The organism is Blautia sp. AF19-1, from assembly GCF_003479155.1.
Classification (GTDB): domain Bacteria; phylum Bacillota; class Clostridia; order Lachnospirales; family Lachnospiraceae; genus Fusicatenibacter; species Fusicatenibacter saccharivorans.
In genome coordinates this window covers 140,128-152,683 of sequence record NZ_QUGQ01000002.1, presented here as the reverse complement: position 1 = coordinate 152,683, position 12,556 = coordinate 140,128, and the positions used below count along the sequence as shown (strand labels likewise).

The window sequence follows — 12,556 nt, the reverse complement described above, 5'->3', positions numbered from 1 at the left end:
TCAGTGTGTCCCGGAATTTCTTCCGGGAATCCATTCTTTTATAATAGCACACTTAATTATTTAACGCAAATTTTTTTGAAATTCTTCTTTCCTTTTTTCAGAACGATACCGTCCTCGCCGAAGGCTGCTTTTTCTACGGCATATTTCGGATCTGTGATTTTCTCACCGTCTACGGATACACCGCCCTGCTCTACGGCACGGCGTCCTTCGTTTCTGGTCTTTGCAAGCTCTGCTTTGACAAGAAGGGTTACGATATCGATTTTATCGTCCGTGAAATCCTCTGCAGAAAGTTCACTGGTCGGCATATGCTCGGAGCTTCCGGTAGAGAATACGGCACGTGCGCCTTCCTGCGCTTTCTTTGCTTCTTCCTCGCCGTGTACCATGGAGGTCAGCTCATAGGCCAGGATCTCTTTTGCCTCGTTCAGCTTGCTTCCTTCCCAGGAATCCATCTCGTCGATCTGCTCCAGCGGCAGGAAGGTCAGCATACGGATACATTTTAAGACGTCGGCATCGTCCACGTTTCGCCAGTACTGGTAGAAATCGAACGGGCTGGTCTTGTTCGGGTCAAGCCATACAGCGTTTCCTGCGGTTTTACCCATCTTCTTGCCCTGAGAGTCGGTCAGAAGGGTGATGGTCATTGCATAGGCATCTTTTCCAAGTTTACGGCGGATCAGTTCGGTTCCTCCCAGCATGTTGGACCACTGGTCATCGCCGCCGAACTGCATATTGCAGCCGTATTTCTGGAACATGTGATAGAAGTCGTAGCTCTGCATAATCATGTAGTTGAACTCCAGGAAGGAAAGACCTTTTTCCATACGCTGTTTGTAGCACTCTGCACGGAGCATGTTGTTGACGCTGAAGCATGCACCTACCTCACGGAGCAGTTCTACATAGTTCAGATTCAGCAGCCAGTCTGCGTTGTTGAGCATCATAGCTTTTCCCTCGCCGAACTCGATGAAACGCTCCATCTGACGTTTGAAGCACTCTGCGTTGTGGTCGATCTCCTCGCGGGTCAGCATTTTTCTCATATCGGTTCTTCCGGACGGGTCACCGATCATGGTGGTGCCGCCGCCGATCAGGGCGATCGGTTTGTTTCCTGCCATCTGCATCCGTTTCATCAGGGTCAGTGCCATGAAGTGACCTGCAGTCAGACTGTCTGCGGTGCAGTCGAATCCGATATAGAACGTTGCTTTTCCATTGTTTACCAGGTCTCTGATTTCATCTTCGTCGGTTACCTGTGCCAGAAGGCCTCTGGCGATCAGTTCGTCATAAATCTGCATTTTGTTTTTCTCCTTTTTTCGGTTGACTTTCGGGTATGTGTTACCGTCTGGGACCAAAGTTTTTTATACAAAAAGACTCCCGTCCTTTCCGATTCAAAGGACGAGAGCCCGTATCTCCCGTGTTACCACCTTACTTCACAGCTGTCTCACGGCAGCTGCCTTTGTCGGTATCCAAAACCTCTGAATACCCTGACGCTGTAACGTTCGTCTCTTACGTCGCAGCCTACTAAAAACGTGCATCATAGTTCTTCTGCCGCCCGTTTTATTCGGTGCGCAACTCCAGGATGTATTCGAATCGTACAGAACCTGCATGTGCCTCTCATCTGCCGGCTGCTTTCTGTCCGCGTTTTTGTACGTCTACTTGTTCCCTTCCAAGCCTTTTTCCATGTTCCATAGTATAAACGGTGATTCGAAATCTGTCAAGACTTCTGCTTTCCGTTTTTTCATCTATTTTTAATATCCGCGGTCCTGATCCATCATATACAGGAGTGCGTTGCAGATGCACGCCGCGATATTGCTGCCGCCTTTTCGTCCGCGTGCCACGATATACGGGATATTGGTCTGCATAATCAGTTCTTTGGACTGTACCACATTGACAAAGCCGACCGGAACTCCGATGATCAGCGCCGGTTTTATTTTTCCTTCCCCGATCAGTTCATAGAGGCGGACCAGTGCCGTCGGCGCATTTCCAACCGCAATAATCAGCTTTTTATCCAGCTCCGCCGCTTTTTCCATGCAAGCTGCCGCGCGGGTGCTTCCGGTTTCTTTTGCTCTTGCTGCAACATCTTCGTCTGACATAAAGCAGAGCGCTTCACCGCCGTGGCGCGCAAGCACCTTTTTGTTGATGCCGGATCTTGCCATCTGCGTATCCGTCACAATGCAGGCTCCCTCCCGGATCGCCTCGATGCCTTTTGCCACCGCATGCTCCGAAAAGCAGAGATTATCCGCATAATCAAAATCCGCACTTGTGTGGATACACCGCTTTACAACCAGTTCCTGATCCTCTGGAAACGTTCTTCCGTTTAATTCTTCCGTGATAATTTCAAAGCTTCTCTTTTCAATCTCGTGCGGGCTTACCTGCTCCAGTTCTATCTTCATCTTTATGCCCCTTCTTCCAGAATTTGATAAATCTTCTTCATGTCGAGATGCTCGCGCAGCGCATCTGCGAGAATATCGTACTGTGTCTCTTTGAATGTCTGGTAATCGACACCGTGAATCTGCTCCATGGCAATTCCCTTATTCTTTGCAAGTGCTTCCACGATCCGCTCGGCAACTTCTTCTTTGTCGAAAATGCCGTGCACATACGTACCGTACACATTTCCTTTCTGTGCACCGTCCAGCTTATCCGAATCAGCACGGTTCTGATCATCGATGAACGTGAATGCTTCTGTTTCTTCTTTCCGCACCGTTTCTCCCATATGGATTTCATAGCCCTCAATCCGGGTTCCCTCGATCCCGGCAAGAACGCCTTCTGTTTTTCCAAAAGCGCCCTCCGCGCGGGTTCTCGTCTTCTCACCGGCAAATACAGTATCCATCGGCAGGAGTCCCATTCCTTCGATCGTTCCGCCGGCTTCGACATGCAGCGGATCGCTCAGCGTATCTCCGAGCATCTGGAAGCCGCCGCAGACACCGAAAATTACTTTTCCGGCCGCAGCCGCCTTCAGTACGGCCGCTTCCAGACCATTCTGACGCATCCAGAGCAGATCCTCCATCGTGTTTTTCGTTCCCGGAAGCAGAATCATATCCGGATTTTTTAGTTCGGAGACAGAGCTTACGTAGCGGAGTGATACGCCTTCGATCCGCTCGAACGGGTTGAAATCGGTGAAGTTTGAAATACGCGGGAGACGGATGACCGCAAGGTCAATGAGACCGATCTCCTCTTTTCTGGTGAATCGCTCGGTCAGACTGTCCTCGTCTTCCACTTCGATGTGGAGATACGGCGCCACGCCGACCACCGGGATGTGTGTTTTTTCTTCCAGCATCACAACGCCCGGGTCCAGGATGGTTTTGTCCCCGCGGAATTTGTTGATAATCAGACCCTTGATGCGGTCGCGCTCATCCGGCTCTAAAAGCTCTACGGTACCGTAAAGCTGAGCAAAAACGCCGCCGCGGTCAATATCTCCGACAAGGAGCACCGGTGCATCCACAAGCTTTGCCATTCCCATATTGACGATATCATCGGCTTTCAGGTTGATCTCCGCCGGACTTCCGGCTCCCTCGATCACAATGATATCATACTGTTCTTCCAGTGCATGGTACGCTTTCATGATGTCCGGGATCAGCTCTTTTTTGTGGGAAAAATATTCCCGCGCACTCATGTTTCCCAGTACCTCACCGTTTACAATCACCTGCGAACCGGTGTCATTCGTCGGCTTTAACAGAATCGGGTTCATCAAAACGGACGGTTCGATCCCGGCCGCTTCCGCCTGCATGACCTGTGCACGTCCCATCTCAAGGCCTTCTCTCGTAATAAACGAATTCAGCGCCATATTCTGTGATTTGAACGGCGCCACACGGTATCCGTCCTGATGGAAAATCCGGCATAAGCCCGCCGCAAGCAGACTTTTTCCCGCATTTGACATCGTTCCCTGTATCATAATTACTTTCGCCATCGTTTTTCCTCCTAAAACCACTGCAGAATCTGTGAAACGGCTTCTGTCAGAATCTGGTTTTCTTCATGTGTGCGTACGGCTGCACGGTAATATCCGTCGGCAAGGCCCGGGTAGTTGGAACAGTCGCGGATCAGAATGCCGCCTTTTTCCAGCCGTGCGGCAAGTCCCTTCGGTCCCTCAAAGAACAGATAATTTGCACAGGAATCCCATACGGTAAGACCTGCTTTTTCCAGTTCTGCTTTCATCCAGGCGCGTTCTTTTCCGATCAGTTCCCGTGCTTCTTTGACGTAAGCATCCTCGTTCAGGGCGGCAAGGCCTGCCATCTGCGCCGGAATCGAAACATTCCACGACTGCATGCTGCGGCTGATCCGATCCAGCAGATCCTCGTCGCTGCAGAGCAGATAGCCAAGACGCAGGCCCGGCATTGCGTAAATCTTTGTGAACGCACGCAGAATCAGCAGATTCGGATATTCGTCCAGTTTTCCCTGCATCGTCACTTTTTCCGGCTCCGGCAGAAATTCTATGAAACACTCATCCAGCACCAGATAGATGTTACGCTCCCGGCAGTTATCCAGGATCTTTAAAAGAAGCTCCTGCGGAATCGTAAGGCCGGTTGGATTATTTGGATTACATAAAAAAACAAGATCCAGATCGTCGGTCAGATCATCGCAGAAATCGTCCTGTAAAAGAAAGCCTTTTTCCTTTTGCAGCAGATACATACGGATAAAACACCCTGCCGCTGAAAGTGCTGCTTCATACTCTGCAAATCCCGGCGCTGCAATCAGCGCTTTTTTCGGGCGGAGAGCCTGTGTCAGGGCAAAAATAAGCTCCGCGGCGCCGTTTGCAAACAGGATATTTTCTTCTGGAAGCTGCTCCTTTTCCGACAGTGCCCGGGTCAGGTCCCGGCACAGTGCGTCAGGATACTGTTCCACCGATTCCGCGCTCTTTCTCACCGCCTCTTTCACACTTTCCGGAGCTCCAAGAGGATTGACATTCACAGAAAAATCGACTCTGCATTTTTTCGTGTAAATGTCTCCTCCATGTGGATTTTGTCTCATACCATATGCCTTCCTTTCTCTTTTCCGTTGTGTTGCTATCTTCTCTTTTTACAGAAATAAAAAGAGCGCGCGGATTCCCGCAAAGAACGCCAGTCCGAGGAACGAGGTCAGATACATCAGATGATTTGCTCTTTTGATATCTTCCGCCTCGACCGGGCGGATGTCATCGCCGATCGTTGGTTTCTTTACGACTTTGCCGAAATACACGGCATCTCCAGCAAGCTGTACTTCCAGCGCCCCTGCCATAACTGCTTCTGTCTGCGCAGAATTTGGGCTGGCGTGGCAGTAACGGTCGCGTTTGTAAATTTTTTCTGCATTTTTCCAGTTCATGCGCTCGCATGCAGACGCAAGAATCATCAGCCATGCGCTGATTCTCGCCGGTATGTAATTGACGACATCGTCCAGTTTTGCCGCACACCGTCCAAAATACAGATATTTGTCATTTTTGTATCCCACCATGGAATCCATGGTATTGATGGACTTATACAGAAAGCCCAATGCCGGTCCGCCGAGGGCAAGAAAGAGGAGCGGTGCAATGACACCGTCCGACGTATTCTCCGCGATCGTTTCCACGGCAGCTTTCGTCACTCCTGTTTCCGAAAGATTTTCCGTATCACGTCCTACGATCATGGAAACCGCATAGCGCGCCCCCGGAAGATCGTTTTCTTTTAATTTCTGATAGACCTTCATGCTCTCATCCTTCAGGCATTTCGTTGCCGGAATCTGCCAGCACCAGAGAACCTCCAGAAGGAAGCCGATGACCGGATGAATTTTAAATGCCGCAAAGAGCAGCAGTGCCGGAACACCGTATCCCGCCAGGCAGACGAGGATCACGAGAAAAACTCCTCCGGCAAGCTCTCCATTTGGCGTTTTCGGAAATACCTTCCGCAGCCATTTTTCCAGCAGGGCAATGAGATTTCCGATCACACGGATCGGATGGTACAAAAAGGAGGGATCTCCAAGCAGCAGGTCCAATCCATAGCCCACAATCAGGGCTGCTAATGCTGTTTTCATCTTGTTTTCTCCTGTTCTTTCCGGTAAGAGACACACTGCTCCAGAAATTCCAGTGCGAGGTGCGGACTTGCCATATAGTAAAGATGCGGGAATCCCGCCATCATCCGTTTTGTCGCATGAATGCATTCCCAGTTCCGCTTCCGCAGCGGTTTTGCCGCATGCCATGCACTTCCGCAGTCTGTGCTGTCAAAGTAATGGAACTCATGGCCGCGCACCGGATTTCCGCCGTTCCGAAAGGTATCTTTCGTGTTTGGCGTGAGGGTGATATAGCCGAATCTTCCCAGCTTTTTTGTCCGGTAAACATTTCCCGGAACAGCCTGTACCATAGGATACACATTTCCATCCATATCCTCCATGGATTCTGACAGGTACATATAACCGCCGCATTCTGCAAGAACCGGCATTCCCTGACGGATGTTATCGCGGATCTTCGTTCTCATGGTCTGGTTTTCCGAAAGCTCTTCTGCGTGCAGCTCCGGGTAGCCGCCGCAGAACAGAAATCCGTCTGTATTCTTTGGCGGCTCCGCATCGGAAAGCGGCGAAAAATATTCGATTTTGGCTCCAAGTGACGCGAGAAGCTCCAGATTATCCCGATAAAAGAAACAAAATGCTTCATCCTTTGCAACGGCAAGAATCGGCTTCGCAGCACGCACCTTGGCGGCTGCTTCGCTTTCTGTCACCTTACGCAGGACTTCCGGCATTTTTCCCGAGAGCTCTTCTGCCCCTTCTGCAATCGCAAGAATTTTTTCAAAATCCAGTGTCTTCTGCAGTGTTTCTGCAAGCAGATTGACCTGCTCCTGCAGATTTTCCACCTCATCCGGCATCACAAGGCCGAGGTGGCGGCTTTCTAAGTGGCATTCCTTCAGTTCCGGCACAAAGCCGACACAGGAAATGCCAAGTTCTTTTTCCGCCATCGGCGCGATCTCCCGGTACAGCATCTCTGACATCCGGTTAAAGATTACACCGGCGATCCGGCTGTCCTCTTTGTACTGCAGGTATCCCTTGATAAAGGCAAGCGCTGAAACGCTCATGCCTTTGGCATCGACAACCAGAAGAACCGGCGTTTTTGTCATACCGGCGAGATCGTAGGCGCTGCCTTTGGTAGAAATTCCGCCAAGACCGTCGTAATACCCCATAACGCCTTCCAATACGGAAATGTCATGACCCGCTGCATGTTTGCAGAACAGATACTGTGTTGTTTCTTCCTCTGTGAAAAACGGATCCAGATTACACGACGGGGCGCCGATTACCTGTTCGTGAAACATCGGATCGATATAATCCGGGCCGCATTTAAACGCTGCGGGCTGCTTTCCCATCTGCTGCAGTGCACGGAGCAGTCCGCAGGTGATCATCGTTTTCCCGCTTCCGCTCCTTCCTGCTGCCAGCATGATTCTTGGTGCTTTCATTCTTTGGCACCTCCCTGGGCTGTAAAGATATAAACCGGATTCTGGGCAATCATCAGATGGCTTCTTCCGGCCTTTTTCGCATTGGAAGCCTGCAGGCAGACGATTTCCGGCTCTTCAAACGCAAGTTTTTTGAAACACGATGCTGCCTCCGCTAATGTTTCCACGGTTACTGTATTTAATACCACGCGGATGTTCGGATTCTTCCGCAGGAGCAGTTCCAGAATCTCTTTTAAGTTTCCGGCAGACCCGCCGATAAATGCATGCGTCGGAACCGGGAGTGCTTCGAGTGCTTCCGGTGCAGTTCCCTCAATAATTTCCAGATGATCCACTGCAAATTTCTTTTTATTTTCCTGCAGAAGTGCAACGGCTGCCGGATTTTTTTCTATCGCATATACCTTTCCCTGTGCTGCACGAAGCGCCATCTCAATCGAAACAGAACCTGTGCCCGATCCAATATCATAGACAACAGAATTCGAAGAAAGCTGCAGATGAGAAAGAGATGCATTGCGCACTTCCCGCTTGGTCATCGGTACTTTGTCACGCAGAAATACTTCATCTGCCATGCCGGCTGTAAACTCTGGTTCCGGATTCGGGTTTTCAAACAGAAGAACCGCAAGCGGAGCAAACTCCATTTTAGCAAGTTCGAATGGGGTTCCTGTCACAATCTGTTCTTCCGGATACGACAGATCCGTTCCCACATGCAGCACAATCTGCTCCCAGCCGTACGAACTTAACGTCTGGCAGATTTCCCTGACACTGCCCTTTCCGCCGGCGATCGCCAGAGTTTTCCGGTTTCGGCGGACCGTCTCCAGAAAGTTGCAGTGCTGCCCGTGCAGGCTCACAAATGCTGCATCCTCCCAGGACACTCCGATTTTGGCACAGAAATAAACCAGCGAAGAAATTCCCGGCTCTACACGGACAGAAAAATCCGCATCTTCCGCAAGGACGGCCTGAAGTTTCTTTGCTCCGCTGTAAAAGCCGACATCACCCGACTGCAGAAGAACAATCTTTTCATATTCCGGGTGCGCCTTCAGATACTCGTAAATCTTTTCCGGGCTGTATTCTGCAAGCATTGGCTTCTGATATTTTTCTACTGCTTTTGTCATGCGTCCCGCACCGATCAGCACATCCGCCTGCTCACACGCGTCTACGAGCGCCAGCGTCATCTGTGCTTCTGCACCAGGTCCGATTCCGGCGATCACGACGTCCCGTTTCACGGACAGATCAAATTTTTCAACGAGATACCGCTTGACCTCGTCCTCCGAGAGTCCTTCTTCCTCTTTCGGACGGCCGATCAGAACGACACGGACACCGGCCTTTTTGGCTGCCTCAATTTTTTCTTCAAAGCCGCCGTTTCTTCCGGATTCCTTCGTTACCATCCATTCGGCATGGAACGACTGCAGCATCGCAACGTTCATGTCCATAGAAAACGGTCCCTGCATGCCTATGGTATGTGCGGCATCAAATCCAAGTTCCGCGCAGGATGCAATTACGCCTGGCAACGGCAGCACCCGGGCATACACACGGTTTTTATAATCCGGAAGCTCTGCAAATTTTGCGAGTTCCTTGCTTCCTGTTGTCACCAGAATCTTTCCCTCTGTACCCGCCAGATACGATACCGCTTCTTCTGTCGTATCGACCATGACGCAGGATGGATCTGCCGCAAGCGACGGCCGCAGCAGCCGAAGATACGTTTTTCCTGCTTTTTCACATGCAGACCGGATATTTTCCGACACAAGATCGGCATACGGATGGGTTGCATCGATAATCATTTCCGGCTGTTCTTCGCCAAAAAGCTGTTCCATCTCTTCTTCTGTCAGTCTTCCGCTTCGAACCGTCAGGGCACCGCCCTCCTCGATCCGGCACTTGCCGTATTCTGTCGCCGTACAGGCAAGGGATGCAATCTCATATTTCTTCAGAAAACTGCAGATTTCCCGGCCTTCCGTCGTTCCGGCAAAGACGATTACTTTATTCATAGCGATATCCCCTCGGCGTTACCATGTGATCCCGGATTTCCTTTGTCTGACTGTTTCCGATAAATACCGTCGTAAACATATCCACTTTTGTATTGCGAAGTTCTGCAAGCGTCATGGTCCGGCTCGTCTCCCCGTCTCTTCCGATCTGGCTTACGATTCCGCAGACGGTTTCCGGCGCTTTGTAACGAAGCATCAGATCACACGCTTTTTCCAGATAATCCGCTCTCTTATGGCTTCCCGGGTTATAAAGACAGATGACAAAATCCGCTTCCGATGCCAGCAGAAGACGTTTTTCAATTTTCTCCCACGGTGTCAGAAGATCGCTCAGGCTGATCAGGGCGAAGTCGTGGATCAACGGTGCACCAAGAACGGCAGCGCCTCCCGTTGCGGCGGTCACGCCTGGAATTACCTTAATTTCAATATCAGGCCATTCTTCCGAAAGCTCATACATCAGACCTGCCATACCGTAAACGCCGGCATCTCCGCTGCAGATCATAGCAACCTGTTTTCCCTCTGCCGCAGTTTCAAATGCCAGACGGCAGCGCTCCACCTCTTTCCGCATCGGCGTCGTCAGAAATTCTTTTCCTGCAAAATGTTCTTTTACCAGATCCACATAGACGGTATAGCCGATGATCACATCGCAGTTCCGCAGCGCATCCGCCGCCTCGATCGTCATTTTTTCATATGCTCCGGGGCCGATGCCCACGACAAAAATTGTACTCAAAATACTGCCCTCCAGTCCGCCGCAGCCAGTGCAACTGTTACACCGTCCGCTGCCTTTTTTTTCTTTATCAGTCTGCCGCCGGCGAGAACTGCGCTGCGCTCACAGACATTGTCAATTCCTGTAATCTTCTTCACAAACGGAGACGGCGTAAATTCCCCCTCCGCCGTTTCCAGTTCTTCTGCAGAAAAGGTCCGGTACTGCCAGCCATACTTTTCCACCAGCTGCAGAATTCCCGGCTCCTGCGCTTTCAGATCAATACTTGCCGCCTGTCGAACTGCTTTTGGAGAAATCCCGGCCGCCGCAAGTGCCGCAAGAACCTTTTCTTCAATCCGGCTGGCCGGTGTATTCTTCTTACAGCCGATGCCGACGGTGATCACCTTCGGGATCAGGTGAAGTGTTCTCTCATATGGCGAATCCTCTTCCGATGTGGTAATGCAGATTCCCATCGACGGTTTTGCCGCCTCTTCCGGGATCAGTTCCTCCGGTTTTGTTCCCTTCACCGGAAAACGGCTGCAGAATCCAACCGTTTTTCCGTCCACCAGAAGCGCCGCTGCCTCTTTTGCCAGCTCCATCTCACAAATTTCACAATGATTTTTTACAGCAAAGACATCGACCGCAAACTTGTGATTGACATCCGTTGCCGTTGTAATGACCGGAACCGCACCCGTTATAGCTGCAACTTCTTCCGTCAGCTCGTTTGCTCCGCCGATATGGCCGGAAAGTAATGAAATCACAAACTTTCCCTGTTCATCCATACACAGAACCGCCGGATCTGTCTTTTTACTTTTCACGTACGGTGCAATACTGCGCACCGCAATCCCGCACGCCCCGATAAACAAAATCGCATCCATTTTCTGAAACATGCGCTCTGTCCATGCAGGAAGCGACGGTGCAATCGCAGGAATTCCCGCTTCTTTCCCGTACTTTTCCAGTGCATATCCTTCACAGCTGTGTTTTTTCAGTGCCGCACAGAGTTTTTGATTCCAGGCGCATCCGTTTCTTGTAAAACTTGCTATGGCTATTTTCATCTTATTTTTCTGCCTCTCGGAATTCGGTGGTAAACGCCGGATTGTACAGATCACTTCTGCGGTAATTTCCCTGGGAAACGGCATTTCCGATGATCATCAGCGCTGTCTTGGTGATCTGGTTCTTTTTCGCCGTCTCGGCAAGTGTTCCAACGGTGCAGACGAACGTCTTCTCCTCCGGCCAGGTTGCTTTGTAAACGATCGCTGCCGGAGTATCTGCCGTATAGCCGCCTGCAATCAGCTCACGGGAAAGTTCCTCTAAGAGTCCCGTGCTTAAGAATACAACCATCGTTGCCTGATGTGCCGCAAAAGACGCAATGCTCTCCCGCTCCGGAACCGGTGTTCTTCCGGCCATTCTGGTGATGACAACACTCTGGGAGATATCCGGCAGCGTATATTCCATTTCAAGGGCAGCAGCCGCTCCGCAGAAAGAGCTGACACCCGGACAGTCATCGTGAGCGATTCCAAGGGCATCGAGCGCATCAATCTGTTCGCGGATTGCACCGTACAGGCACGGATCTCCCGTGTGGAGTCTTGCCACAGTCTGGCCTTTGCTTTCGGCCTCTTTCATAACATCAATCACCTGCTCCAGCGTCATGGTTGCACTGTTATATACCACACAGCCCTCTTTTTTCAGATCCAGCAGTGCCGGATTGACAAGAGAACCTGCATAAATGATAATGTCCGCCTCACCAAGCAGCTTCTGTCCTCTTACCGTAATCAGATCCGGGGCTCCAGGGCCCGCTCCAATAAAATGTACCATCTATTTTTTCCTCTTTTCTTTTACAATAATCAGTGAATAGTAACTTGCCTGGTCCGGGATTTCTTCCGCGCTGAAATACTTCTGTTCCGTATCCATGCCGCAGTTTTCTACCATCACCGCCCGGCAGTTCTTTTCCTTCAGGAACTGTTTCACAGCCGGCATCTTTTTACCCGCTTTCATCAGAACCTTTGTTCCTGAAAGTTCCAGTGCATCTTCAATCTGATAAGACGCCGGAATCACATGCAGTTCTTCGGAATTTTCCACCAGTCCCTCGGAAAGAGATGCTGCTGCCGCGCAGAACGATGTAACACCGCTTACAATTCTCGCATCGTAACCGTCTTCCAGTACCCGTCTGTGTACATAAAGGTAGGTAGAATACACGGTTGGATCTCCGAGTGTCAGAAATACTACGTTTTTTCCTGCATCCAGCAGCTCCTCTATTTTTTCTGCACCGCGCCGGTGATTTTCCTTCAGTTCTTTGGCATTCTTTGTCATCGGCATTGGAATAGCAACAAGCTCTTTTTCTGCCAGTTCCGGCACTGCCTGAACAGCAATCTGGTAGGCAATGCTCTCTTCCGGTTTCTCTCCTGGTACTGCAATCGTATCATTTTCCCGGATCAGACGGACGGCCTTTAACGTCATAAGCTCCGGGTCTCCCGGTCCGATTCCTGTTCCAAATAAAATTCCTGTCATTTTGT

The 12,556-nt window shown here is 50.6% G+C and carries 11 protein-coding genes; all 11 read right to left on the bottom strand.

The genetic code is table 11. From position 1 onward, the window contains the following. Positions 1 to 56: 56 nt before the first annotated feature. Positions 57 to 1,280, bottom strand: coding sequence for a tyrosine--tRNA ligase (gene tyrS / locus DWX26_RS01810; RefSeq protein WP_022462314.1), 1,224 nt, complete (start codon positions 1,278 to 1,280; stop codon positions 57 to 59). Between the two features lie 453 nt (positions 1,281 to 1,733). Continuing rightward, positions 1,734 to 2,378, bottom strand: coding sequence for a precorrin-8X methylmutase (locus tag DWX26_RS01805; protein ID WP_055218068.1), 645 nt, complete (start codon positions 2,376 to 2,378; stop codon positions 1,734 to 1,736). Between the two features lie 2 nt (positions 2,379 to 2,380). Continuing rightward, positions 2,381 to 3,892: a cobyric acid synthase gene (locus DWX26_RS01800; protein ID WP_118600624.1), complete on the bottom strand. Its 1,512-nt coding sequence runs from the start codon at positions 3,890 to 3,892 to the stop codon at positions 2,381 to 2,383. 11 nt (positions 3,893 to 3,903) lie between these two features. Next, the gene (gene cobD / locus DWX26_RS01795; RefSeq protein ID WP_117509015.1) at positions 3,904 to 4,950 is read right to left on the bottom strand and encodes a threonine-phosphate decarboxylase CobD; all 1,047 of its coding nucleotides are present in this window, start codon (positions 4,948 to 4,950) and stop codon (positions 3,904 to 3,906) included. A gap of 48 nt (positions 4,951 to 4,998) precedes the next feature. After that, entirely contained in the window at positions 4,999 to 5,964 is a 966-nt protein-coding gene (cbiB, locus tag DWX26_RS01790; protein WP_117509016.1) for an adenosylcobinamide-phosphate synthase CbiB, read from the bottom strand. Then, a complete protein-coding gene (locus DWX26_RS01785) occupies positions 5,961 to 7,370 on the bottom strand; it encodes a cobyrinate a,c-diamide synthase (RefSeq protein WP_117509017.1) in 1,410 nt (469 codons plus the stop codon). Before DWX26_RS01785 ends, cbiB begins: the two co-directional genes overlap by 4 nt. After that, the gene (cobK, locus tag DWX26_RS01780) at positions 7,367 to 9,346 is read right to left on the bottom strand and encodes a precorrin-6A reductase (RefSeq protein WP_117509018.1); all 1,980 of its coding nucleotides are present in this window, start codon (positions 9,344 to 9,346) and stop codon (positions 7,367 to 7,369) included. The genes DWX26_RS01785 and cobK overlap by 4 nt, the downstream gene beginning before the upstream one ends. Then, a complete protein-coding gene (gene cobJ, locus DWX26_RS01775) occupies positions 9,339 to 10,070 on the bottom strand; it encodes a precorrin-3B C(17)-methyltransferase (RefSeq protein WP_022462307.1) in 732 nt (243 codons plus the stop codon). The genes cobK and cobJ overlap by 8 nt, the downstream gene beginning before the upstream one ends. Next, the gene (locus DWX26_RS01770) at positions 10,067 to 11,098 is read right to left on the bottom strand and encodes a cobalt-precorrin 5A hydrolase (RefSeq protein WP_118600622.1); all 1,032 of its coding nucleotides are present in this window, start codon (positions 11,096 to 11,098) and stop codon (positions 10,067 to 10,069) included. Before DWX26_RS01770 ends, cobJ begins: the two co-directional genes overlap by 4 nt. A gap of 1 nt (position 11,099) precedes the next feature. Further along, on the bottom strand, positions 11,100 to 11,858 hold the full coding sequence (cobM, locus tag DWX26_RS01765) for a precorrin-4 C(11)-methyltransferase (RefSeq protein ID WP_022462305.1): 759 nt from the start codon (positions 11,856 to 11,858) through the stop codon (positions 11,100 to 11,102). Next, on the bottom strand, positions 11,859 to 12,551 hold the full coding sequence (gene cobI, locus DWX26_RS01760; protein WP_117812894.1) for a precorrin-2 C(20)-methyltransferase: 693 nt from the start codon (positions 12,549 to 12,551) through the stop codon (positions 11,859 to 11,861). It lies immediately after the preceding gene. Positions 12,552 to 12,556: the final 5 nt, after the last annotated feature.

Bases quoted from the DNA above. Each gene is read 5' to 3' on its own strand.
- tyrS (WP_022462314.1), bottom strand. From the start codon at position 1,280: ATGCAGATTTATGACGAACTGATCGCCAGAGGCCTTCTGGCACAGGTA.
- DWX26_RS01805 (WP_055218068.1), bottom strand. From the start codon at position 2,378: ATGAAGATAGAACTGGAGCAGGTAAGCCCGCACGAGATTGAAAAGAGA.
- DWX26_RS01800 (WP_118600624.1), bottom strand. From the start codon at position 3,892: ATGGCGAAAGTAATTATGATACAGGGAACGATGTCAAATGCGGGAAAA.
- cobD (WP_117509015.1), bottom strand. From the start codon at position 4,950: ATGAGACAAAATCCACATGGAGGAGACATTTACACGAAAAAATGCAGA.
- cbiB (WP_117509016.1), bottom strand. From the start codon at position 5,964: ATGAAAACAGCATTAGCAGCCCTGATTGTGGGCTATGGATTGGACCTG.
- DWX26_RS01785 (WP_117509017.1), bottom strand. From the start codon at position 7,370: ATGAAAGCACCAAGAATCATGCTGGCAGCAGGAAGGAGCGGAAGCGGG.
- cobK (WP_117509018.1), bottom strand. From the start codon at position 9,346: ATGAATAAAGTAATCGTCTTTGCCGGAACGACGGAAGGCCGGGAAATC.
- DWX26_RS01770 (WP_118600622.1), bottom strand. From the start codon at position 11,098: ATGAAAATAGCCATAGCAAGTTTTACAAGAAACGGATGCGCCTGGAAT.
- cobM (WP_022462305.1), bottom strand. From the start codon at position 11,858: ATGGTACATTTTATTGGAGCGGGCCCTGGAGCCCCGGATCTGATTACG.
- cobI (WP_117812894.1), bottom strand. From the start codon at position 12,551: ATGACAGGAATTTTATTTGGAACAGGAATCGGACCGGGAGACCCGGAG.